At 42.8% G+C, this 23615-nt stretch carries 19 protein-coding genes and 1 tRNA gene; 8 read left to right on the top strand and 12 right to left on the bottom strand.

Translation table 11 applies throughout. The features are described from left to right. Positions 1 to 168 precede the first annotated feature (168 nt). The 6 genes from eno to I6N90_RS24125 form a co-directional block, all read right to left on the bottom strand. A complete protein-coding gene (eno, locus tag I6N90_RS24150) occupies positions 169 to 1461 on the bottom strand; it encodes a phosphopyruvate hydratase (RefSeq protein WP_197938456.1) in 1293 nt (430 codons plus the stop codon). A gap of 52 nt (positions 1462 to 1513) precedes the next feature. Next, on the bottom strand, positions 1514 to 3055 hold the full coding sequence (gene gpmI / locus I6N90_RS24145) for a 2,3-bisphosphoglycerate-independent phosphoglycerate mutase (protein ID WP_197938455.1): 1542 nt from the start codon (positions 3053 to 3055) through the stop codon (positions 1514 to 1516). Position 3056: 1 nt separating this feature from the next. Then, entirely contained in the window at positions 3057 to 3812 is a 756-nt protein-coding gene (gene tpiA / locus I6N90_RS24140) for a triose-phosphate isomerase (RefSeq protein ID WP_197938454.1), read from the bottom strand. 56 nt (positions 3813 to 3868) lie between these two features. Next, positions 3869 to 5053 (bottom strand): phosphoglycerate kinase, encoded by a 1185-nt coding sequence (locus I6N90_RS24135; protein WP_197938452.1) that lies wholly within the window; start codon positions 5051 to 5053, stop codon positions 3869 to 3871. Between the two features lie 179 nt (positions 5054 to 5232). After that, positions 5233 to 6237, bottom strand: coding sequence for a type I glyceraldehyde-3-phosphate dehydrogenase (gap, locus tag I6N90_RS24130; RefSeq protein WP_197938450.1), 1005 nt, complete (start codon positions 6235 to 6237; stop codon positions 5233 to 5235). Between the two features lie 129 nt (positions 6238 to 6366). After that, positions 6367 to 7401: a sugar-binding transcriptional regulator gene (locus I6N90_RS24125; RefSeq protein ID WP_197938448.1), complete on the bottom strand. Its 1035-nt coding sequence runs from the start codon at positions 7399 to 7401 to the stop codon at positions 6367 to 6369. A 349-nt stretch (positions 7402 to 7750) separates the two neighbouring features. On the opposite strand from I6N90_RS24125, the gene I6N90_RS24120 reads away from it, so the two are divergent. After that, positions 7751 to 7825, top strand: a tRNA-Arg gene (locus tag I6N90_RS24120). A gap of 807 nt (positions 7826 to 8632) precedes the next feature. After that, positions 8633 to 9214, top strand: a complete 582-nt coding sequence (gene clpP / locus I6N90_RS24115) for an ATP-dependent Clp endopeptidase proteolytic subunit ClpP (RefSeq protein ID WP_197938446.1) — start codon at positions 8633 to 8635, stop codon at positions 9212 to 9214. Positions 9215 to 9278: 64 nt separating this feature from the next. Here clpP and I6N90_RS24110 read toward each other — a convergent pair whose 3' ends face one another. Further along, complete coding sequence (locus I6N90_RS24110) at positions 9279 to 11939, bottom strand: hypothetical protein (protein WP_197938444.1); 2661 nt, start codon at positions 11937 to 11939, stop codon at positions 9279 to 9281. Positions 11940 to 12116: 177 nt separating this feature from the next. Here I6N90_RS24110 and I6N90_RS24105 point away from each other — a divergent pair, with 177 nt between their 5' ends. From I6N90_RS24105 to I6N90_RS24080, 6 genes are all read left to right on the top strand, one after another. Beyond that, positions 12117 to 13028 carry an ArsR/SmtB family transcription factor gene (locus tag I6N90_RS24105; RefSeq protein WP_197938443.1) on the top strand — a complete coding sequence of 304 codons (912 nt, stop codon included), beginning with the start codon at positions 12117 to 12119 and terminating at the stop codon, positions 13026 to 13028. A 232-nt stretch (positions 13029 to 13260) separates the two neighbouring features. Continuing rightward, positions 13261 to 15000, top strand: coding sequence for an ABC transporter substrate-binding protein (locus tag I6N90_RS24100; RefSeq protein ID WP_197938442.1), 1740 nt, complete (start codon positions 13261 to 13263; stop codon positions 14998 to 15000). A gap of 56 nt (positions 15001 to 15056) precedes the next feature. Beyond that, complete coding sequence (locus tag I6N90_RS24095) at positions 15057 to 16013, top strand: ABC transporter permease (RefSeq protein ID WP_197938441.1); 957 nt, start codon at positions 15057 to 15059, stop codon at positions 16011 to 16013. 11 nt (positions 16014 to 16024) lie between these two features. Next, positions 16025 to 16951: an oligopeptide ABC transporter permease gene (opp4C, locus tag I6N90_RS24090; protein WP_197938440.1), complete on the top strand. Its 927-nt coding sequence runs from the start codon at positions 16025 to 16027 to the stop codon at positions 16949 to 16951. A 16-nt stretch (positions 16952 to 16967) separates the two neighbouring features. Beyond that, complete coding sequence (locus I6N90_RS24085) at positions 16968 to 17948, top strand: ABC transporter ATP-binding protein (RefSeq protein WP_197938439.1); 981 nt, start codon at positions 16968 to 16970, stop codon at positions 17946 to 17948. A 4-nt stretch (positions 17949 to 17952) separates the two neighbouring features. Further along, the gene (locus tag I6N90_RS24080) at positions 17953 to 18921 is read left to right on the top strand and encodes an ABC transporter ATP-binding protein (protein WP_197938438.1); all 969 of its coding nucleotides are present in this window, start codon (positions 17953 to 17955) and stop codon (positions 18919 to 18921) included. 481 nt (positions 18922 to 19402) lie between these two features. Here the strand turns inward: I6N90_RS24080 and I6N90_RS24075 are convergent, their stop codons facing one another. From I6N90_RS24075 to I6N90_RS24055, 5 genes are all read right to left on the bottom strand, one after another. Beyond that, on the bottom strand, positions 19403 to 19672 hold the full coding sequence (locus tag I6N90_RS24075) for an HPr family phosphocarrier protein (protein ID WP_197938437.1): 270 nt from the start codon (positions 19670 to 19672) through the stop codon (positions 19403 to 19405). Positions 19673 to 19766: 94 nt separating this feature from the next. Continuing rightward, positions 19767 to 20708, bottom strand: a complete 942-nt coding sequence (gene whiA / locus I6N90_RS24070; RefSeq protein WP_197938435.1) for a DNA-binding protein WhiA — start codon at positions 20706 to 20708, stop codon at positions 19767 to 19769. 6 nt (positions 20709 to 20714) lie between these two features. Beyond that, positions 20715 to 21701, bottom strand: a complete 987-nt coding sequence (locus I6N90_RS24065) for a gluconeogenesis factor YvcK family protein (RefSeq protein WP_197938433.1) — start codon at positions 21699 to 21701, stop codon at positions 20715 to 20717. A 14-nt stretch (positions 21702 to 21715) separates the two neighbouring features. After that, positions 21716 to 22603 (bottom strand): RNase adapter RapZ, encoded by an 888-nt coding sequence (gene rapZ, locus I6N90_RS24060; protein WP_197938431.1) that lies wholly within the window; start codon positions 22601 to 22603, stop codon positions 21716 to 21718. Between the two features lie 14 nt (positions 22604 to 22617). Continuing rightward, positions 22618 to 23568 carry an ROK family glucokinase gene (locus I6N90_RS24055; RefSeq protein WP_197938429.1) on the bottom strand — a complete coding sequence of 317 codons (951 nt, stop codon included), beginning with the start codon at positions 23566 to 23568 and terminating at the stop codon, positions 22618 to 22620. Positions 23569 to 23615 lie beyond the last annotated feature (47 nt).

The raw sequence follows: 23615 nt of genomic DNA, 5'->3' as shown, positions 1-23615 counted from the left end.
AATCCCCCCTATCAACAAACTATAAAACCAATAATTATACTTACATCTATTTTTAATTGTATCACTAACCAAACCCATTGACAGTCCATGACCATACGCAAAAAAAGAGCACACCCTGTTCGGGCGTGCTCTTTATCTATGTTTATTAGCAACTAACTGCTAATAACCTTATTTAAAGTTTTTCAAGTTGTAGAATGCTGTTTTACCGCCGTATTGAGCAGTTGAACCCAATTGATCTTCAATACGAAGCAATTGGTTGTATTTAGCTACACGGTCAGTACGGGAAGGTGCACCAGTTTTGATCTGACCAGCGTTTGTAGCAACTGCGATGTCAGCAATTGTGCTGTCTTCGCTTTCGCCTGAACGATGGGAGATAACTGCTGTGTAACCAGCGCGCTTAGCCATTTCGATTGCATCGAAAGTTTCAGTCAACGTACCGATTTGGTTAACTTTAACCAAGATGGAGTTACCTACACCTTTTTCGATACCGTCGTATAGACGCTCAGTGTTCGTTACGAACAGATCGTCACCAACAAGTTGTACTTTGCTGCCAAGTTTCTCAGTTAGCAATTTCCAACCATCCCAGTCATCTTCAGAACAGCCATCTTCGATCGAAATGATCGGATACTTGTCTACCCATGAAGCTAGAAGGTCAACGAACTCAGCAGGCGTGAAGGATTTGCCTTCGCCAGCAAGAACGTATTTGCCATCTTTGAAGAACTCAGTAGAAGCAACGTCCATACCTAGGAATACGTCAACGCCTGGCTTGTAGCCTGCGCGCTCGATTGCAGAGATAATTGTTGTAATTGCTTCTTCGTTGGAACCAAGGTTAGGAGCGAAGCCGCCTTCGTCGCCAACTGCAGTGTTAAGACCTTTGTCATGCAATACAGCTTTAAGGTTGTGGAAGATTTCCGCACCGATGCGAAGAGCTTCTTTGAAGTCAGCAGCGCCAACTGGAAGAACCATAAACTCTTGAACGTCGATGTTGTTGTCAGCATGCTCGCCGCCATTGATGATGTTCATCATTGGAACTGGAAGCGTCTTAGCGTTGAATCCGCCAAGGTATGTGTAAAGAGGTACATCAAGTGCGTCAGCAGCAGCGCGAGCAACAGCCATAGAAACAGCTAGAATTGCGTTAGCACCAAGCTTAGCTTTGTTAGGCGTACCGTCGATTTGAATCATTTTGCGATCGATAGCTACTTGATCAAGAGCGTCAAGACCGATGATTTCAGGTGCGATAATTGCATTAACGTTCTCAACAGCTTTGAGTACGCCTTTGCCTAGGTAACGAGATTTGTCACCATCACGAAGCTCAACAGCTTCGTATGCGCCTGTGGATGCGCCAGATGGAACGATTGCACTACCTTTGCCACCAGACTCAAGAGTTACTTCTACTTCTACTGTTGGATTTCCGCGGGAATCCAATACTTCGCGTGCATATACGTCAACGATAATCGACATGTTGTAAACACTCCTTTTAATTTAAAAATATTAAACCAATACACTAAGTCTACTATTTAGAGCCCAGTAATGTCGAGCCTGTCATCTCAGCCGGTTTCGAAACGCCCAGCAAATCGAGCATTGTTGGTGCAATGTCAGCAAGAATGCCGTCATTACGAAGCGAATTTCCTTCTTTCGTTACGATAAAAGGAACTGGATTTGTTGTATGCGCTGTGTGCGGCTTGCCATTCTCATCGAACACCATATCCGCATTACCATGATCCGCTGTAATCAGGCATACGCCGCCTTTTGCAAGAACAGCTTCAACTACCTTACCCAAACATTCGTCCGTTACTTCAACTGCTTTGATCGTTGGCTCAAGCATACCAGAATGCCCAACCATATCCGGATTAGCAAAGTTGAGAATAATAACATCATGTTTATCTGCTTCAATTTCACGAACGGTTGATTCCGCAAGCTCGTACGCACTCATCTCCGGCTGAAGATCGTAAGTAGCAACCTTCGGCGAATTAATTAGTACGCGCGTCTCGCCAGGAAGTTCCGCTTCGCGTCCGCCGCTGAAGAAGAACGTCACATGTGGATACTTCTCAGTCTCCGCAGTACGAAGCTGTGTTTTGCCATTCTGAGCTAGAACCTCGCCGAGCGTATTATCCAAGTTTTTAGGTGAATAAGCAACATAACCATCCACTGATTCACTGAATAATGTTAAGCAGACAAAGTACAAACTTACAGGATGTTTCTCGCCACGATCAAAACCACGGAAGTCTTCATTTGTAAATACTTGTGAAAGCTGAATTGCACGATCTGGGCGGAAGTTGAAGAATACAATGGCATCTCCAGTTTCTACTAGACCTACAGGCTCGCCATCTTCACCAACGATTACAGTTGGCATAACGAATTCATCATAAACTGATTTTGCGTATGATTCAACTACGGCATCTAGAGCGTCGGTATATTTAGGACCTTCGCCATAAACCATAGCGTTATACGATTTCTCAGTACGCTCCCAACGTTTGTCACGGTCCATCGCATAATAACGACCTTGAACCGTTGCAATCGTACCTACACCAACCTCTTTAATCTTCGCTTGAAGTTGCTCAACATAACCTTTTGCACTGTCAGGAGAAACATCGCGTCCATCCAAGAAGGCATGGATGTAAACTTCCTCTAGTTCTTCCTTCTTCGCAAGGTCAAGCAATGCGAACAAATGTGCAATATGGCTATGAACGCCGCCATCTGAGAGAAGACCATAAAGATGTAGCTTTTTACCATTTTCTTTTGCATGACGAACCGCTCCTAGAAGCGTTTCGTTATCGTAAAATTCGCCTTCGCGAATCGACTTGCTAATCCGAGTCAAATCCTGATAAACAGTACGTCCTGCGCCAATGTTCAGATGACCAACTTCGGAATTGCCCATCTGACCTTCCGGCAAGCCAACCGCTTCACCACATGCTACTAGCGTAGTGTTCGGATATTGCTTCAAGTAGCGGTCGTAGTTCGGTTTGTTCGCTTGTGCAACTGCATTGCCCGTTACATCGTCACGAAGTCCGAAGCCGTCCATAATAATTAATGCTACAGGTTTGCGAGAGGCCATATTACTTGGCCCCCTCGATCAATGCGATGTAGGAAGCTGGTTCTAAGCTTGCTCCGCCTACTAGCGCTCCGTCGATGTCCGTTTGGCCCAAATACTCAGCTACGTTATTAGGTTTCACGCTGCCGCCGTATTGAATACGAACTTTTGCTGCAACCGCTTCGTCATATAGACCAGCGATAACGTTGCGGATATAACCGATAACATCTTGTGCATCTTCAGAAGTAGAAGATTTGCCTGTACCAATCGCCCAGATTGGCTCATAAGCAACAACAACTTCAGCCGCTTGCTCTGAGGATAGACCTTGGAATGCTGCTTCTGTTTGTACTTTGCAAACTTCCTTTGTTTGGCCAGCTTCACGCTCTTCAAGCTTCTCGCCAACACATACGATAGGCGTCAAACCATGCTTGAATGCAGCATGAGTTTTCTTGTTTACGATCTCATCTGACTCAAGGAAGTATGCACGACGCTCGGAATGACCAATAATTACGTATTTCACGCCAAGATCTTTTAGCATTAGTCCGCTGATCTCGCCAGTGAATGCGCCATTATCTTCGAAATGTAGGTTTTGTGCGCCAATTGCAATTGTTGTACCTTTAGCAGCTTCAACAAGTGCTGGAAGTGTTGTGTAAGGTGCGCAAATTACGCTTTCTACGCCTGCTACTTCAGCTTTACCTTTAATTTCTGAAAAGAATGATACAGCTTCAGAAACGGTTTTGAACATTTTCCAGTTACCTGCAATGATTGGTGTTCTGCTCATCTCTATACCTCCGCACAAAATATGATTTTTATTGGATGTTACCGCTAGTTTAGAACTTACTTATCGTTTAGAGCAACTACACCTGGAAGCACTTTGCCTTCCATAAACTCCAAGGATGCACCGCCGCCAGTGGAGATAAAGTTCATTTGATCAGCAAGACCAAACTTCTCTGCTGCTGCTGCGGAGTCGCCACCGCCGATTACTGTGTAACCTGAAGTTTCAGCAGTTGCTTGAGCTACTGCACGTGTACCGTGTGAGAATGGTTCGATTTCAAATACGCCCATCGGTCCGTTCCAAACAACCAATTTGGAGTTTTTAATAACGTCAGCATAAAGCTCACGAGTTTTCGGTCCGATGTCGATACCTTCCCATTCAGCAGGAATGCTGTCAACGTCTACGATTTGCGTGTTCGCAGTTGCACTGAAATCGTCAGTTACTACGATATCTACTGGAATTAAGAAGTTTTTGCCTAGCTTTTTCGCTTTTTCGATAAACTCAAGAGCTAGATCAAGTTTGCTGTTGTCTACTAGTGACTTACCGATTTCATGGCCTTGTGCCTTGAAGAACGTGTAAGATAGACCGCCACCGATAATGATGTTATCGGCAATTTCAAGCATTTTGTCAATAACAGCAATTTTGTCCTTTACTTTAGAACCACCAACAATTGCTGTGAATGGACGCTCAGGGTTGTTAAGGGCTTTACCAAGAACTTCAAGCTCTCTCTCCATAAGAAGACCAGATACTGCAGGAAGGATATGAGCGATACCTTCTGTTGAAGCATGTGCACGGTGAGCAGCACCGAAAGCATCATTTACGAACAAGTCAGCCAGTTTAGCAAAAGATTGCGCTAGCTCCGGATCGTTTTTCTCTTCACCAGGGTAGAAACGCACATTTTCAAGCAACAATACGTCGCCATTTTCCAAAGCATTTACTTGAGCTTCAACAGCTGGTCCAATTGCTTCGTTTGCTTTCATAACTGGTTTGCCAAGTAGTTCAGCAAGGCGAGCTGCAGAAGCTGTATGGCGAAGCTCTTCTACCACTTGTCCGTTTGGACGGCCTAGATGTGATGCCAAAATAACTTTTGCACCTTTTTCGATTAGGAAGTTAATCGTCGGCAGCGTCTCACGAATACGCTTGTCATCTGTAATGTTGCCGTTTTCGAGCGGCACGTTGAAGTCTACGCGTACAAATACGCGTTTTCCTTGTAGTTCTGTTACGTCACGTACACTTTTTTTGTTCATGTATGAAACCCTCCCTGAATATGTGGTAGACCGTATATGACCTTGTAAAGTTAGTAGAAAAACAGATAAGGGCGCTCCTTCTATTATGGAAGGAACGCCCTCATGGTCAGAACCTGCGAGGGCGATAGACCTAGGGCCAAGCTCGCTATAAGGAGCTACGACCCGTCAGCTTTCTTTCCTTACAGACCTTTTTTTGCGATATATGCAGCAAGATCAACTACGCGGTTAGAATAGCCCCACTCGTTGTCGTACCAAGAAATAACTTTAACCATGTTGCCTTCAACTACCATTGTTGACAAACCGTCAATTGTGGAAGAAGCTGGGTCACTGTTGTAGTCGCTTGATACAAGCGGCAATTCGTTGTAGTTCAAGATACCTTTCAAAGCGCCTTCGGAAGCTTCTTTGAATGCTGCGTTTACTTCTTCAACTGTAACGTTAACTTTCAATTCAGCAACTAGATCAGTTACAGAAACGTTAGGTGTAGGAACACGCATAGCCATACCGTTCAATTTACCTTTAAGTTCAGGCAACACTAGGGAAACTGCTTTTGCAGCGCCAGTGGATGAAGGGATGATGTTTTCTGCAGCAGCGCGAGCGCGGCGCAAATCTTTATGTGGAACATCAAGTACGGATTGGTCATTTGTGTATGAGTGAATTGTGTTCATCATACCTTTTACGATACCGAACTTGTCGTTAAGAACTTTTGCAAATGGCGCAAGACAGTTAGTCGTGCAAGAAGCGTTGGAAATGATGTTGTGGTTAGCAGCATCGTATTTATCTTCGTTTACGCCGATAACGATTGTGATGTCTTCGTTAGTAGCTGGAGCGGAGATAATAACTTTTTTCGCGCCACCTTGAAGGTGAAGCTCAGCTTTTTCTTTGGAAGTAAAGATACCAGTAGACTCAACTACGATTTCAGCGCCTACAGAACCCCAAGGAAGATCAGCAGGGTTACGCTCAGCAAATACTTTAACTTCTTTGCCGTTAACGATCAAAGCGCCTTCTTTTGCTTCAACTGTAGCATCAAGCGTGCCATGAGTTGTATCGTATTTTAGAAGGTGAGCAAGCGTGTGAACGTCTGTCAAATCGTTTACTGCTACAATTTCAACCTCTGAATTGTTTAGTGCTGCGCGGAATACGTTACGACCAATACGTCCAAAACCATTGATACCAACTTTAACCATTTGTAATTCCTCCTAAGCGATTTTAAAATAATAAATTTATTTCAAGACGAAATCGCGGTAATCACCATGCAGGTGGCCGTTATTCGTCATGATGCCAAACATTGGATCGTTCATTCATTGATAGTACGATTACGATTTGTTCTCCAGCAGAGTAATGATTTCGTGTGCAGCCGCTTCATCCGTAATGAGCACGTCATTATGTCCGAAACGCATAACTGCTTCAATCGCCTCGCCTTTTCCCGTACCTCCGGCTACTGCTATAACAACTTCAGTTTTAACAATATCCTCGAGCCGTAACCCTACTGTTTTCATTTTGTGTACGACTGCGCCGCTCCGGTCGAAGTAATAACCGAATGCTTCTGCAAGTGCACCTTCTGCTGCAATAGCTTCAACAATGTCACGATCGAGTTTTCTGCGTCTTGCCATCACCATTGCATCACCTATGCCGTGTACGACAATTCGGGCATTGCGGATTACTTCCACAATTTCTCGAATATTAGGTTCCTGCATTAATGAAGCAAAAGCTTCTTCACCCAAATGATCCGGTACATGCAGCAAGCGATATTGACCGCCTGTTCGCTTCGCCATCGTGGATGCTAAAGTGTTCGCCTGATAATCAAGACTTTCACCTAAGCCGCCTCGTGCTGGCACGAACCACATTTCCTTCATTACATTTGGAGTCGTTAGTTGATTAGCAACTTGCGCGATGGTTGATCCACCAGTCACCGCTACTACATCGGTCGGCTTCATCACTTGTCTAAGCACCTGACAACCTGCTCTTCCAAGCTCTCGCTTTGTTTGAACAGAAGATTCCGAATCACCTGGTACGATGATAACTTGTGTTAGACCGAAGTAAGCTCTAAGCCTCTCTTCCATCTCCGACAACCCGAACATCGACTTGTAAAATGGTTCTAGCTGTTCCAGCATCGTCTTGCCCAGCTCGCTGATTCGCATGCCTGCTGTATGAATCTCAAGCAAGCCTTGTTCTTTCAAAAAATCCGTTTCTGCTCGCAGTACCCGTTCCGTCATCTCTAGCGTATTCGCAAGTGTTCGACGGCCAATGGTATCCGATAGCATAACTTGATGCAGGATCAAATACCGTTTCTTCATTACTTCTAGAAGATCTGGTACAAGCTGCTGCTGCAGTTCAATGATCTTACGCATCTCTTATCCTTCACTCCATCGGTCTGAGCTTATTCAGCCCTGAACTTATATAGTGCCACGAGCATCGGGACTTCATTAATTGAAAATTATGCGTTGGCCATGTTAGCGCTGGCCACATTGGCACTGGCTATACTAGCATTTGCTACATTAGCGTTGGACTGTTTTCGTCCCGCATGAACTTTTTTAGTCCCACCTCTAGTTTAACTAAAATACACGTCCTATGCAAGGGGTGAATTTGGAATGAAAACGATTACTATTGATATTTACAAAATATTTAATTTGCCTATTTCCCTTGCTTTCGCTTCATTAATAACATATAATCATTTTTGCTACTGTTTTTTTGCAATACGCGCCCGTGGTCCAATGGATATGACGTAGGCCTCCGGAGCCTGAGATCTAGGTTCGATTCCTAGCGGGCGCGCCAACCATACATTAGACAAGCTGTTCTGCGATTACCGCGGAGCAGCTTTTTTGTTTTTTAGTATTTAGAGGCTTAACGGCTCAGCAAAAACACTAGCGCTTGAGTATGTTAACTTCGGACTTGCTAACAGTTACGGTATGTTCGGTATAATGCGCACTACTACTAACTAGAATGCTGATCCGCTAACGAATCGTATTGTGCTTATATCGAATAAAATAAGTTGTGATTTAGTCTAACGAACTCCAAAGTCGTTATCGCTTAGTTTTTGCACGAAATAAAGCCATTTTGCTCGGAATAAGCATTGTTGAGTTCGTTAAATGTTTTGAACGGTGCAAATTGGTCAAATAAAAGGTACTGAGTTCGTTAGCGATAAGCTCGGAAACGTTCGTTACCATTAAAGTGTGCTGGCCCGTTAACCAAATGTACGTCCTTATTAAATCACATTAAGCACTGGTGTTGAGATTGAGTCGGTTTAATATTCATTTCCGTTTTTCATATAGCTCATCTACTAATTGTTTCTTCTTATATTAGTAGGTAAAGCGTGACCAGAATGGACAAAGCGCTCAAAGCACGCATTCATTCACACACAATCGCTCCTTGTCAATCAATCGTTATACTACGTGGGTGTCCAGAGGGTGCAGCGTCTCGGAACCCTCCCTTGGAAGGGAGGGCTTGGGTGGGTTCGAAATCTCTTATAAAGAGCTACAGTTGCCCCTCTGACTATCTTTGACTTTTACAAATCAATCCGTTATTATAGGAATACGATTCCAATATTTAAGCTTTTCGTTGACGAAGGAGGATTGGTTAGAGATGAATTTTGTGCCTATGGTAATTGAGCAAAGCAATCGAGGGGAACGCTCTTATGACATTTACTCTCGCCTGCTGAAGGATCGCATTATTTTTCTTGGATCTGGTGTGAATGACGTGGTGGCCAATTCCATCATCGCGCAAATGCTTTTCCTTGCAGCTGAGGATCCTGAAAAAGATATATCTTTATACATAAACAGCCCCGGTGGCTCTATCACTTCCGGCATGGCTATTTACGATACGATGCAATACATAAAACCTGATGTATCCACTATCTGCGTAGGTATGGCCGCTTCAATGGGTGCTTTCCTACTAACAGCTGGAGCAAAAGGCAAACGTTACGCCCTGCCAAACAGTGAAGTTATGATCCATCAACCTCTAGGCGGTGCAGAAGGTCAAGCGAGCGATATCGAAATTCGCGCTCGTCGCATCCTCAAGATGCGCGACAAGTTGAACAACATTTTAGCAGATCGCTCTGGTCAACCGCTTAGCAAGATCGAAGTGGATACAGATCGCGACTACTTTATGAGCGCTGTTGAAGCAAAAGAATACGGCCTCGTCGATAAAGTAATCGAGAAGGTTTAATCACATCTAACATACAAAGAAGCTTCCTGCTGATCCAATGGATCATACAGGAAGCTTTTTTTGCTTAATGTACTAGCTCATCTTCAATATGTTTGATGTAGTAACCTGCATCTAATGATGATTTATAATATTTCTGCTTAACTTTCTCCGTCTCAAATGTTCCAAAGTCCCGGAATATCCATCGACCATCCTTGAATTGCAATACAGCTTCTAAGTGAGCTAGCCAGCCGATTGAGTAAGCAAGTATAAACTCGAAATTCACAATAATATTTCCGAAACGATCATAATGCCCAATAATGTTCGGCGAAGCAAAAGCTCTTGTTGGATCACCCGCTTCATCAATCCGAGCTATTTCATCCTTAAACCATTGGAAGCCGGGATTGTTCCATGCATCATCTGCAAATAGACTGCGCAGTTCTTCTTCCTCAAGCTTCCCCTCAGGAAAATCAGATTCCGTCAAGCCTAGCGCTTGCTCAAGTCGGTACTTATAGCGTACAACGACCTGCCAAATACTCTCATACTCTTCCGAACGATGACGTACTTCCGTTAATTTCAACGTTTTTGCCTCTAAGTCCGGTGTCCATACATAACCTTGCCAGGATTGATATACAAGTTTCCCATTTTCAACTTCAACAGGCAATCTACCAAAGGGAATGGCATTCCGTTTCACTTCGCCGCTCGGAATTACATAACGGTAATCGAGCGGAAATGCCTGACCATCCTCGGTAATTACATATGCATAAACGTTTAGATTTCTGTCATTAAACTTATATTGATCCGTATGTAGCAATAGCAGATCGAACCCTTCAAAAGGGTAAACCTTTATTTCCCCTTGCTCCATCCCTTCCATGAATGCTACTTCCTTTAACTCTGGGAGTATTGATCTCCCGCCAGCTGCATCTGTAAACTCTATCTGATAGTTCCCAAAGTAATGAGATTCCGACCATCGATCCCAATATTTCTCTTCAGGCATCGATCGCATCTTCAATACCCCATAACGACTCTTACCAACTGCGCGAACATCTCCTCCATCCAGCGTTATATGTTCAGTCCTCTCATTTTCTTTCATAATTGACGTATTGTTATCTACAATGTCAAAATCACTTCCTAAAACAGGAAGCCCCTCACCGTTAAGTGGAGTTGTTAGATCTATCTTCTTATATGTAAGATCACTACTGACTAACCAACCGGGAATAATTTTTCTCCATTCATTACCTTCCCAGCCGCCAACCCATTTGAGCGAACGTAAGTCATCATCTAATCTGAAAATATTTTGCCAATCCCCGTTCCTACGGCTCACATATACCTCATCACCAATACGCTTCAAATCTCCCCCCATATCTGGCACCCAAATTTGATTTCCAGATCGTTCAATATAGACTTGTGTGCTAAAGCCATATCCTAGCTCTGCGTAGCCAAAAATGAGCTCAGCATTATCTAGCAATGAACCATCTTTAACTCTTTGATAAGTCGAAAGCTCGCCTGTTTGAACGTGAAATGTTTTATAAGTGATATCCTTCTTTTCGCCTTCCCCCATCCCTTTGTAATTTGTTTTGTAGGATTCAATGAGCAACCGTTCTTCATCCAACCAATTGACGATACTAATTCGTTCTTCTGAAGGAGCATCAATCGTAGCCACTATTTTTCCATCGCGGTTATAAACTGAAATGCTATGTGCAAACACAATGATTGCGTTATCTGTACGTGACCCTAACTCATCTCCCTTCTTTGCATATTCCAAAGCGAATAGACTTCCGCCCTTGTTCCAGGCTACCTCTGGGCTCGCTTGCAATGACTCATCTATACTAAATCGTGTAATTACATTACCATTCTTCGCATTTGCAATGAGATAGTCGTTAGTAATCCGATTATCTCCTATTAATACAGAGTAAACAAACCTCTCTAATTTAGGATCAGGGAATATTAAATTACGAGAGGGTGCACTACCTGGATCACCATAAGAAGGATACAACTTATGACGCGGGCTCATCACTTCCAATGTATGTAGGTCAATCAGCCACATCTTCCCCTTCAATGTAGTTAGCATCATTTTAGAAACTTTCCCATACTCATCTTCATCAAAAAATTGACTTAAAATCGAATCATCATCATACTCTTCCGAATCCTTTAATACTTCACGATATGGGACTGATGATGTTAATTTTCCACTGTTTATGTCCAGCTTCGCAATTTCATAGACTAACCGATCTTGTTCAACAATTTGACTCATGATTATGACATCTTTTTCATTAATCATTTTGATGCCAGAATATCTTGGTGACTCCTCCTTCCCCGTCTCGTACAATGTATATTTCTTCACACTATTATGATCCGGCTTCACAACAAGCAGTTCATAATATAGCCTATTTACTTCTCCCAATCTCTGGTCGCCTCGATATTCTACAAGATGTACAATTGTACTTCCAAATGCGTCACTCCCTAAAGGTTTAGCGCCTACTCTAATTTCAAGATTGCAAACCCCCATTATCATCTCATCATCTCTGCAAAGCTTCCCTGCTGTTTTTTGCTCCTTATCCGTTCCCACTAGAGCAGTAACTTTAGGTGCTGGGCTGTTTGCGATAATGTTGTCTATTGGGTTCCTATTAGGCATTTCGAGTGGAACGGAACTTTTTTCGTTAGATACTCCTCTAGATAAGATCAAAGAAAAAATTAGCGCTACTATCGCAATTAATATAAATACAATAAATCTTGTTCGTTTAGTCATCCGTTACAGTACCTCCCCATAATAGGTGAAGATTACTTTCAATTAACTAGACGAACAAAATTTGGAAATTGTTTCTATCGTTATTTTCCATGCAAATCTAGCAAAAGTCGATGTCTTATTGCTAGAATACATTAACCCGTTCACGTTATAATAAAAGGAATTGAAAGGAGCCTATCTATGACGAATTATCAAATAGATGTAACGTTCGAGCCTTTACATGAATTTGTGGCGAGCCTTCATACCTATTTTTGCAGAAAATCACACAAGAAATTGGATCTTCCATCGATATGGCCGAATGCAGTCCGCCAGCAACTTTCACCTGAACTTGATTCACTGCTCAATTCGACAGGCATTAATGGAGAGTGGAAATTAACAAATTTGCTTCTTTACCTATGTCCGTCTGCAGTAGATGTGGAAAGTTTTTTAACCTGGTTGGATGGACTTACTGTAAGCGACTTAAATGAACTTGTCTTTAATTCTGGCGAGCAATTCCCGGAAAATATGAATGAGTTTCGTTCCCGTACATTAACGATATTCGATGGTTGGAATGAGCAATATTTCCGTCATATTGATCCTACTATTCTAGATGCTTTGTACAACGAACGTGATGATCGAAAAAAAGCGATGTCCGAGATGAGTCAAGAACAATTCATTGATGAAACTACCAATGGGCTATTGTTTACACCTCGCGTCGGTCTTAACAAACTTCTCTTAATTCCGCAATATCATTTTCAGCCGATTAATATCGTCTATCAATTTGGTGACACTACCGTATGCCACTATTCAGCAAGAATCTACTTAGATCAAGAAGATTTCCTTTCACCGCACGAATTTAGAGTTATCCGAAGTATTGGTGAAAAAAGTCGTTTGAAAATATTACGTTACCTCCATCAAGGTCCTCGCAGCTTTAGTGAAATCGTCCGTCATCTCAATTTGTCAAAAGGGATTACACATGATCATATATCGAAGCTTCGCAGCGCTGGACTAATATGTGCCCATATCGATGGTGACACTCTTACTGAATACAGCTTACGATCACACGCTTTACAGAAAATCCAAAGTAAGCTAAACCAATACATAGAGGGCTAAATCTCCGTTTAACATTCGATCATACTCCTATAGACCGAAACCAATTTCGCACCGATAAGCCGGAGCAAATATGGTTTTTTTTGCATTTAGTATCCATCGACTATATATAATTTACATTTTTTTATTTGTTCTCTCTTTACAGAACTGTAATTGGTTCCTATAATATAAACTATTAGCCGATATCATACTTATCTTATCGGAATAATATAAATTAAAGGAGATGATACGAATTATGAAAAAAAAGATCGTTGTAATGCTTGCAGTGACGGTTGTAGGTGCGGTTTTATTAGCTGCTTGCTCTAATAAAACTGAGCCAAAGGTTGAAAGCGAACCGAAAGTAGATACAACAACGACAGCAACAGCAACACCGACTACAACAGCAACTACGAATACAAATCCTGATTTAATATTAGCTAGTGATTTATCCAAACTTCCAGAATCGGCAAAAAAACGGACCGATACGGTAATCGTAGGACTTACCGACCCAAGCGGTGCATTTACACCTTACTTCCATCAAAGCGGCTATGACGGAAATGTTTCGTCCGTCTTATTCTCTTCACTCGTCACTGTCGACAGTAAAGGCATTCCAGTTCCTGATCTTGCAGAAAAGTTTGAAGTGACACCAGACAATTTAACTTATACCTTCCATCTTCGCAAAGATTCAAAGTTTAGTGACGGCTCACCTCTAACAGCAGACGATGTTGCCTTTACGTGGTCACTCGTTTTCGATAAATCGTATGACGGAGATAGTGATTTGTTATCGCTCGGCATTAAAGGAGCACAAGCCTACAAGGATGGAAAAGCAACATCAATCGAAGGAATTAAAGTTATTGACCCACTAACCATCTCCGCTACAATAGAGCAGGTTAATGCTGCGGCTGTTCTAACATTAGGCGGTAAAATATTATCTAAAGCGTATTACGGAAAAGACTACATATTCGGAAATTTGGATCATATAAAAGATTTGCATGCGAAGCCTGTCGGTAATGGTCCTTACAAACTTGATAAATTTATTCCCGGTCAAGAGGTTCGTTTCGTAGCCAATGAACATTATTATCGCGGTACAGTAGGCATCCCTAATTTTATTTATAAGACCACTGAAGGAGACACATGGCAATTTATTGAGACAGGAGAACAAGATTTCGGCGGCTTCACCGCTACCCAAGAAAACCTCGATAAATTGCAAAAACTTGGCTATTTGAATCTACAAAAATATACGGCGAGCAATTATGGCTATATTCAATTCAACTTTGAGAAAGAACATTTGAAAGATAAGAAAGTCCGCCAGGCGCTTACGTATGGTCTGGATCGAAAAACAATTTATGTTGACTCCAATCAAGGCGCAGCTACGATAGCCAACATTCCTGCACCTCCGATCTCATGGGCATATACAGAAGAAGGAATTAATCCGTATGCATATGATCCAGAAAAAGCGAAACAATTACTTGATGAAGCAGGCTGGAAGCGGGGAACAGATGGTATTCGTGAGAAAGATGGCAAACCACTAACGATTCATTTTATCGGCTCGAAGAAAAAAGGAACAGATATCTTTATCGCAGTAGCAAAAGAAAATTATGAAGCGATTGGGATTAAATTTGAAGCTGAACAATTTGCCGACTTTAATGCGCAAATTGCTAAATTTGAAAGCGGAGACTTCGATCTCGTATCATTCTCTACACCACTACTTAACGACCCATCTGACGGTGTAAGCTCATTCGTTAACGGCGATGTCAAAGGCTATGATAATGCAAAAGTAAAAGAACTGTATGCAAAGGGACTTGCAACGCTTGACATCGAAGAGCGCAAAAAAGTGTACAGGGAACTTTATCAAGTTCTCAATGACGATCTTCCTTACATCTTTACCAGCTACAACAAAATGGTTTACGGCTATAACGGACGTATCGAAGGATTAACCGTTAATCCTTTCCGCGGCATAAGCGTAGGCTTGCCTGACTGGAAGTTAGCGCAATAAACATGTTTGGCTGGCTGAGGCATAAAGCTTCAGCCAGCCAAATCAAGGAGCCGATCATGAAAACATTTTTATTGCGAAGATTGACCTATACGACGCTTATATTGCTAGTCGCATCGTTATTTATATTTCTGCTGTACGCCTTAACACCAGGTGATTTCGTAACGAGCAATGTGAAGTTATCTGATGAGCGTAAAGCCGAGTTGCGAGAAATATTTGGCCTCAGTGATCCCGTTCTTGAACGTTATGTCAATTGGATGAAAAATGCGATTCAAGGTGATTTCGGCTATTCACTGCAACAGCAAAAACCAGTACTCACACTGTTCAACGAGTACATATGGAACTCTTTTTTGTTAGCAATTGTATCCACCTTGCTCACGTGGTTCATTGCCATCGTCGTTGGTGTTATAGCTGCTTACAAACAATATTCTTGGTTTGATACACTTATCGTTATATTTGTTTTTGCGGCGATGTCGATTCCTTCCTTTTTCATTGGGCTATTCTTTATTAAACTGTTTGCCGTTGATTTGAAATTTCTGCCACCAGGTGGGATCATTACGACTGGGAGTGATGCGACAGGGCTCGCATATGTGAAAGAAGTTATTCACCATATGATACTCCCAGTTGCTGTTATGACGTTGCTTGGCGTTGGTTCACTCACTCGTTATTTCCGCAGCAATGTACTTGATGTTATTCGTCAGGATTATATTCGAACAGCTCGTGCAAAAGGTTTAAAGGAACACACCGTTTTATTCCGACATGCGCTAAGGAATGCAATGTTGCCTGCCATCACAATGATTGGCTTTGAGCTACCCTCTTTGTTCGGCGGGTCGCTTATTATCGAAACCATTTTTAACTGGCCAGGTATCGGTTATTTGTTCATGCAATCATTTTCGGTACGAGATTACCCTTTATTAATGGGCTTTACGATGCTTATCGCGATATTAACAGTAATCGGTACATTCATCTCTGATTTGCTGTACCGAGTCGCTGATCCGCGTGTGAAATTGCAATAGGAGGAATGAATATGTCGACGCTGACCGCGAAAGCGGTAACGAATGCGCAAAAGGATACACTCACTTCCGCCAAATCATCATTGTGGAGCCAGTCATTGCGCCGCATTCATAAGAACAGGCTCGCCGTATCGTGCTTTTGGTTCATCGTATTTATGTTTGCCGCATGTTTTATCGGCCCCTTATTTTCTCCTTATGCTGACAACAAGATTAATACGACGATCATGAATACAGCACCTAGCTTTAGCCACTGGCTTGGTACAGATATGCTTGGCAGGGATGTGCTAACACGGCTATTGCAAGCTGGCCGAATTTCGCTAACGGTTGGTATCGCTTCAATGGTGTTGTCCGTCATCATCGGCTTTGTCCTTGGTGCACTTGCCGGCTACTACAGAGGTATTGTTGATCAAATCATTATGAGATTTGCTGATCTGCTGCTTACTGTTCCGGGTTTGCCCATTTTGTTCATAGCAGGAGCTCTCTTGTCCGACTGGAAAGTACCGACCGAATATCGGTTATATGTCGTAATGATTATGCTTAGCTTTATCGGTTGGCCGGGTCTTGCTAGGCTCGTTCGCGGTCAACTACTAAGCCTGCGGGAACGTGAATTTATGCAAGCAACGATCGTTCTTGGCCTTCGTGATCGTCGGAAGTTATTCCACCACTTGTTGCCGAATATAGTCCCTCTACTTATTGTTATCGCTACTATTAATGTAGGGGGAGCGATATTATTGGAATCGATTCTTAGTTTCTTTGGTCTTGGCGTTATGCCGCCAACTGCAACTTGGGGCAATATGATTGATTCCGCTAACAATTTAATGGATTTTGAAAAACGTCCTTGGTTATGGATACCACCGGGAATGGCTATTTTTTTGACGGTAATCGCCATTAACTTGTTTGGAGATGGATTACGAGACGCGCTTGACCCAAAACAAAAGTAGTAGGTGAAATCAAACGATGAAATCTGTATTAGAAATAGACGAGCTGAGTACACATTTTTTTACGGAAGATGGGGAAGTAAAAGCCGTTGATGGTATCAGTTTTCGCGTTGGAGAAGCTGAAACCGTTTGTATCGTTGGAGAGTCTGGTTGTGGAAAAAGTGTAACGGCAATGTCGATTATGGGTCTTTTAGAAGAGCCGAGCGGCAAAGTAGTGAATGGTGCTATTCACTTTGAAGGGAACAACTTGCTTAAGCTAAGTAAAAACGAACAGCGCATCATAAGAGGTAACGATATCTCAATCATTTTTCAAGAACCGATGTCCTCTCTCAATCCAGTACTTACGATTGGACAGCAGTTAATGGAACCACTAATGGAGCACCTTAGACTAAGTAAAAAAGAGGCCAGGGTGCGAGCAATTGAGCTCATTGAGATGGTCGACATCCCTCGTCCTGAACAAATAGCTAATAGTTATCCCCACGAGTTAAGTGGCGGGATGCTGCAGCGGATCATGATTGCTATCGCTATTTCTTGCAATCCGAAGTTATTAATCGCTGATGAACCAACAACCGCACTCGATGTGACGATTCAAGCGCAAATTTTAGATAAACTCCGGCAAATCAAGTCCGATGCTAACATGTCCATTTTGCTTATTACTCATGATCTTGGCGTCGTTGCTGAAATGGCGGATTACGTTATTGTGATGTACGCAGGGAAAGTGGTTGAGGAGGGTGGCGTTGTAGAACTGTTCGAGAGGCCCCTTCATCCTTATACGCAAGGACTGCTTAGATCAAAGCCTATATTGAACCATAGACAGGACCAGCTATATTCGATTCCCGGTCAGGTGCCGAATCCACTAGAGCTGAATGAGCAATCGTGCTACTTCTATGATCGCTGCGAACATAGTAAACCGACTTGCCTAATTCGACAACCGAGGCTAATCGAAGCTGCTTACAAACAACGAGTTGCTTGCTTACTGTATGAGAGAGAGGGCGATTAAGAGAATGAGTGAAGCACTCGTGGAAGTAAACCATCTAAAAAAATACTTCCCGATTACGACAACCGGGTTATTTACTCGCACGATCGGTCAAGTTAAAGCAGTCGATAATATTAGTTTCCGCATTCGTGCGGGAGAAACGTTCGGTTTGGTTGGTGAGTCAGGAAGTGGAAAAAGTACGGTAGGTCGTACGATGGTCCGCCTAACAGACAAAACCGATGGAGAAATAAAGTTTAAAGGGATTGATTTGTACAACACTTCACATGCTGAGCTACGTGAGCTAAGACCGAAGATGCAATTAATTTTTCAAGACCCTTATAGTTCGCTTAATCCACGTGTTCGAGTTGGTGATGCCATTGGTGAAGCGTTGCTTGATCACGGGCTAGTACATAAATCGGAAGTGAGAGACAGTGTACTTGAAACATTGGCTTTATGCGGATTATCGTCTTATCATATCGATAAATTTCCCCATGAATTTTCTGGTGGGCAAAGGCAAAGAATTGGTATCGCCCGGGCGCTCATTCTAAAGCCAGAGCTTATCATTGCTGATGAACCTGTATCTGCGCTTGATGTATCTATACAGGCTCAAATCATTAACTTATTTCGCAGCCTGCAGGAAGAGCGGGGATTGACGTATTTATTTATTTCGCATGATCTCAGCGTTGTCGAGCATCTTTGTTCTCGTATCGGCGTCATGTATTTAGGCTCCATGATGGAAACAGCATCGCGGGATGATCTATTCCGCAATCCACAACATCCATACACAAAAGCGCTATTATCCGCCATTCCTATTCCGATTCCAAAGCTAAAGCGGGAACGAATCGTCTTAAGGGGAGATATCCCTAATCCAGCGAACCCTCCCTCCGGCTGTAAGTTTCATACTCGCTGCCCGTATGCTCTGGAGCTCTGTAAACAACAGATACCCGAACTTCGTAACGTAGGCAGTGATCATTATGTTGCCTGTCATTTGGTTTGAATATTATTTAGTTGCATACCTTTGGATTAATAACCCATTAATGGGAGCTTTATTTTTCATTTGTTTCCATTTCACTCATTTTCTCAGAGTAAACCTTACCTTTCTCAAACTGAACAAATAAGTGTATTTTTGCGTTTAGCTTCTGACTTTCTCGAGCTGTAACAATAATTTAATGCATTATTACGCTTAATTCCTACATTCCTCGAATTTATCCATCAACTAAGTGCATTTTTACACGTAGATCGTTGCATCATAGCATGCACGACATCTAACCCGACAATGTCGGGTTAGACCGCTTGTCGCAGCGGCGCGCGGGGCGCTAACCCGACTTTGTCGGGTTAAAGCGCTTCTCCCCTCACATTAGTCCACCAACATAGCAAACAAAAAAACACGCCAATTAATGGCGTGTTTTTTTGAAATTAAAAAGGAAGCTAGCCTGCCGCATCTTTCAACCGCGCGAAGGAATCTTCCCTTTTACTTTTTATTGATTCTCCAACTCTTCCTTGCTGACAAGTGCTACTAAAGCGTTTACAGCCTGTTCGGAATCTGAACCATCAGCACTTATGGAAATCTCTGTACCAGAGCTGATTGCCAAGCTCATAATGCCCATAATCGATTTTGCGTTTACTTTCTTGTCATCCTTCTCAACAAAAACCTCGGAGGAAAATTTGTTTGCTTCTTGCACGAATAAAGCTGCAGGTCTCGCATGAAGCCCCGTCTTTAGACGTACGACAACTGGAAGTCTTGTCATGGAAATCATACCCCCTATATTTTCTAAAAAACATTATCATGTAAGAAAAAACTAGTCAATTACAAGTTATTATATCATTATACAAGCAGTTGCACTAGGCAAATGTTGTACCACCACGTATTTTTTCAGCTAATTCGTCAATTTTGCGAAGTCTATGGTTAACACCTGACTTACTAACCCGACTTATTAGCATTTCTCCAACTTCTGTTAAGTTAAGATCAGGGTGTTGAAGCCGAATAACAGCGACCTCTCTTAGCTTATCAGGCAAACTCTCAAGACCTATTTCCTTTTGCAAAAGCTTTATATTTTCGATCTGGCGAACGGCTGCTCCGATCGTTTTATTCAAGTTAGCAGTCTCACAGTTGACGATCCGGTTAACAGAATTACGCATATCGCGCATAATACGAACATCCTCAAACTTGAACAACGCTTGATGTGCCCCGATAATATTGAGGAGCTCGATAATTTTTTCGCCTTCTTTTATATAAAAAATAAATCCTTTTTTCCGCTCGATACATCTCGCATTTAAATCAAACTTATTCGCAAGATCTACAAGTGACTCGCAATGTTCCTCGTACATGGACGAAATCTCAAGATGATACGACGATCCCTCTGGATTGTTCACAGATCCACCGGCTAGAAACGCTCCGCGTAAGTAAGAACGTTTACAGCATGGCTTGCGAATTAAATCCTTATTAATCGTATTATTGAACATGAAACCCTCTGACACGATGGTTAATTTGCTTAATATCTCCTGTACCATTGATGGCATACGTACAATGTAAACATTATTTTTCTTAAGTCGCATTTTTTTGCGGACAAGAAGCTCCACATGCACGTCAAAGTGTTTCTTGATTAGGGAATAGATTCTTCTGGCAATCGCTGCATTTTCTGTCGAGATGTCCAGAACGACCTTGCGGCTGGATAGACTAACCGAACCATTCATCCGTATAAGTGCCGATAATTCGGCAAGCTCACAGCAGCTGTCCGCCTCGATTAAAGTCAGTTCCTTTTTTGTTTGTGCCGCAAAAGACATTCTTCCTCACCTCTTTCTTATCATCCAATTCTCCACTAACTTATATATATGATGGCTTAAACGTTCAGCATCATGTCTAAGGAATGTACGGAAAAGCACTAACCTATCGGCAATGACTTCGTATCCTCGTTTTGTTACTTCATCAATATCTAAATGGACAGCTTTCGAACCCATCTCGGCGTACTTACTTTCCACCTGCGGTGGAATTTCTCCATCGTTTACTATAACATAATCGAATAAATGATGGCCAATATGCGCGTGAATCGCATCCAGGTGATCACTAACTGAATAATTATCAGTTTCTCCAGGCTGTGTCATCACATTACAAACAAACAACTTCACAGCTTCCGATTCCACAATTGCCTGAGCAAGCTTAGGCACCAATAAATTGGGCATAATACTTGTGTAGAGACTTCCCGGCCCAATAAGAATAGCGTCTGCACCTTCGATAGCTTCTACTGCTTCCGCAAGTGGCTCAACATCTGCTGGTTCAAGGAACACACGTTTAATCGCTTGACCTGCTTTCGGAATCATAGACTCGCCGGTAATAATGGTGCCATCTGCCATTTCAGCTTTCAAAACGATCGCACGATTAGCAGCCGGTAGTACCCGTCCTCTAACTGCTAGAACCTGACTAAGCTGACGAACACCCGTTACGAAGTCACCTGAAATATCCGTCATCGCAGCAAGCATTAGATTACCTAAACTATGTCCCGCAAGTCCTGTCCCGCTGTGGAAACGATACCGGAGCACTTCAGTTAGAAGCGGCTCTGCATCCGCAAGCGCTGTTAATACACTACGAATATCGCCTGGTGGTGGAATATTTAGCTCATTTCGAAGTATACCGGAGCTTCCCCCGTCGTCAGCTACTGTGACAATAGCTGTTATATCTAGCGGCTTCTCTTTCAGACCACGTAACATAACAGACAGGCCTGTGCCACCGCCGATAACAACGATTTTGGGGCGTCTTGCTACCTTTTGAATTGTTTTCAATCCCTCACCCCGTGTCAATGCTTATCGCGCTCGGAATCACGATGGCTGACCCGTACTCGCTCCGTATCACTACTTCCGAGTATCCTTCCCAAATATTCCGCAATAGCGACAGAACGATGTTTGCCTCCAGTACAGCCGATTCCAATCACAACCTGACTTTTCCCTTCCTTACGATATTGCGGAATAAGAAACTGCAGCATATCAAGCAGCTTAGTCAAAAATTGTTGCGTTTCAGGCCACTTCATAACATAATCATACACTTCTGGCGTCTGCCCTGTATTTGGACGTAAATTTTCGACATAATGTGGGTTGGGAAGAAACCGCACATCGAAAATTAAATCAGCATCAATCGGAATACCGTATTTGAAACCAAATGAAGTAACGTTTACAGAGAGATTACTCTGCTCCAAATTTGTAAAATGAGAGATGATCTTTTCTTTCAAATGTAATGGCTTCAAATTGCTCGTATCGATAACTTGAGACGCTGACCCTTTCAAGTCTTCAAGCAAACGACGTTCATTATGAATGCCTTCGAGCGGCATCCCTTGCGGCGCAAGCGGATGACGACGACGACTTTCCTTATAACGCTGAACAAGCACTTCGTCCGTTGCATCAAGGAATAGAATCTCGCAACTTATCGTATGATGATCTTTAATATATGCTAGCGATTCTGATAGTGCAGTGAAAAACTCTCTGCCTCGCAGATCGATAACTAACGCTACTTTTCCAATCTTGCCATTCGACTGCTCAATTAATTCCGCAAACTTCGGAATAAGAACCGGAGGTAAATTATCGACACAGAAGAAGCCAAGATCCTCAAGGCTCTGAACAGCAATTGTTTTCCCTGCACCCGACATGCCCGTTATAATGACAAGCTTAGCCATTGTTGCTGTCGTTTCCATGAGTTCTACACCTACTATCCTCTTAGAATTAGTCCTGCTGCGCCTACCACTCCAGCATTATTGCCAAGTGTAGCAGGAACAATCTTCACGCCTTCCTTCGCTTGTTCAAGTGTATACTTCTCAAACACTTCACGAATCTGATCGAATAGGAAGTCACCAGCTTTGGACACGCCGCCACCAATAATAAAATACTCAGGGTTTAGCAATATCGCGACCATTGACATCGACTTGCCAAGATAATGTGCCGCACGGCTTACGATACGTGCTGCAACCTCATCCCCAGCTTTAGCCGCATCAATAACATCCTTCGCCATAATATCTTCTACTAACGATAAGGTAGTACGGTCTCCGCGAGCAACAGCATCTTTTGCCATACGAATAATGCCCGTTGCTGATGATACAGTTTCTAAACAACCCATCATGCCGCAGCCACATTGAATCGCTTCTAGATCAGGAACGATAGAAACATGTCCTAGCTCACCAGCCATGCTTGCGAAACCTTCTACAATCTTTCCATCTATAATAATACCACCGCCCACGCCAGTACCTAGCGTGTAACATACACAATTGGCGATGCCTTTACCTGCTCCAGCCCATGCTTCACCAAGTGCTGCTACGTTGGCGTCGTTATTCACTTTAATCGTTTTCTGAAGCTCTTGCTCCAGGAACCCTTTAAGATCTGTGTCTCTAATATTTAAATTGGCAGAAAACTTTACAAACCCCTTAGGAATATCAAGAAAACCTGCAATACCAACTCCTACCCCATCAACCTGCTCCCACTGATACGAGGAATCAGCTACTACCTTCCGCGAGTAGCTTGCAATATTATGAAGGATAGCGTCCGTTCCTTTACTCGTTTCTGTCGGTCCTTCAAACGTGTGGAGCAATTGTCCCTCCGCATCGCAAATGCCTACCTTAATTGTAGTACCACCGACATCGACTCCAACGTAAATCTTCTCAGACATTACTAAGCCACCTCGTTCATAAAGTTAACATTCTCTGTTCCAACTAT

Origin of the sequence: Paenibacillus sp. GSMTC-2017, from assembly GCF_016019935.1 — a bacterium.
Taxonomy (GTDB): Bacteria; Bacillota; Bacilli; order Paenibacillales; family Paenibacillaceae; genus Pristimantibacillus.
The sequence above is the reverse complement of the archived record's forward strand: the minus strand, read 5'-3'. Positions and strand labels throughout refer to the sequence as shown.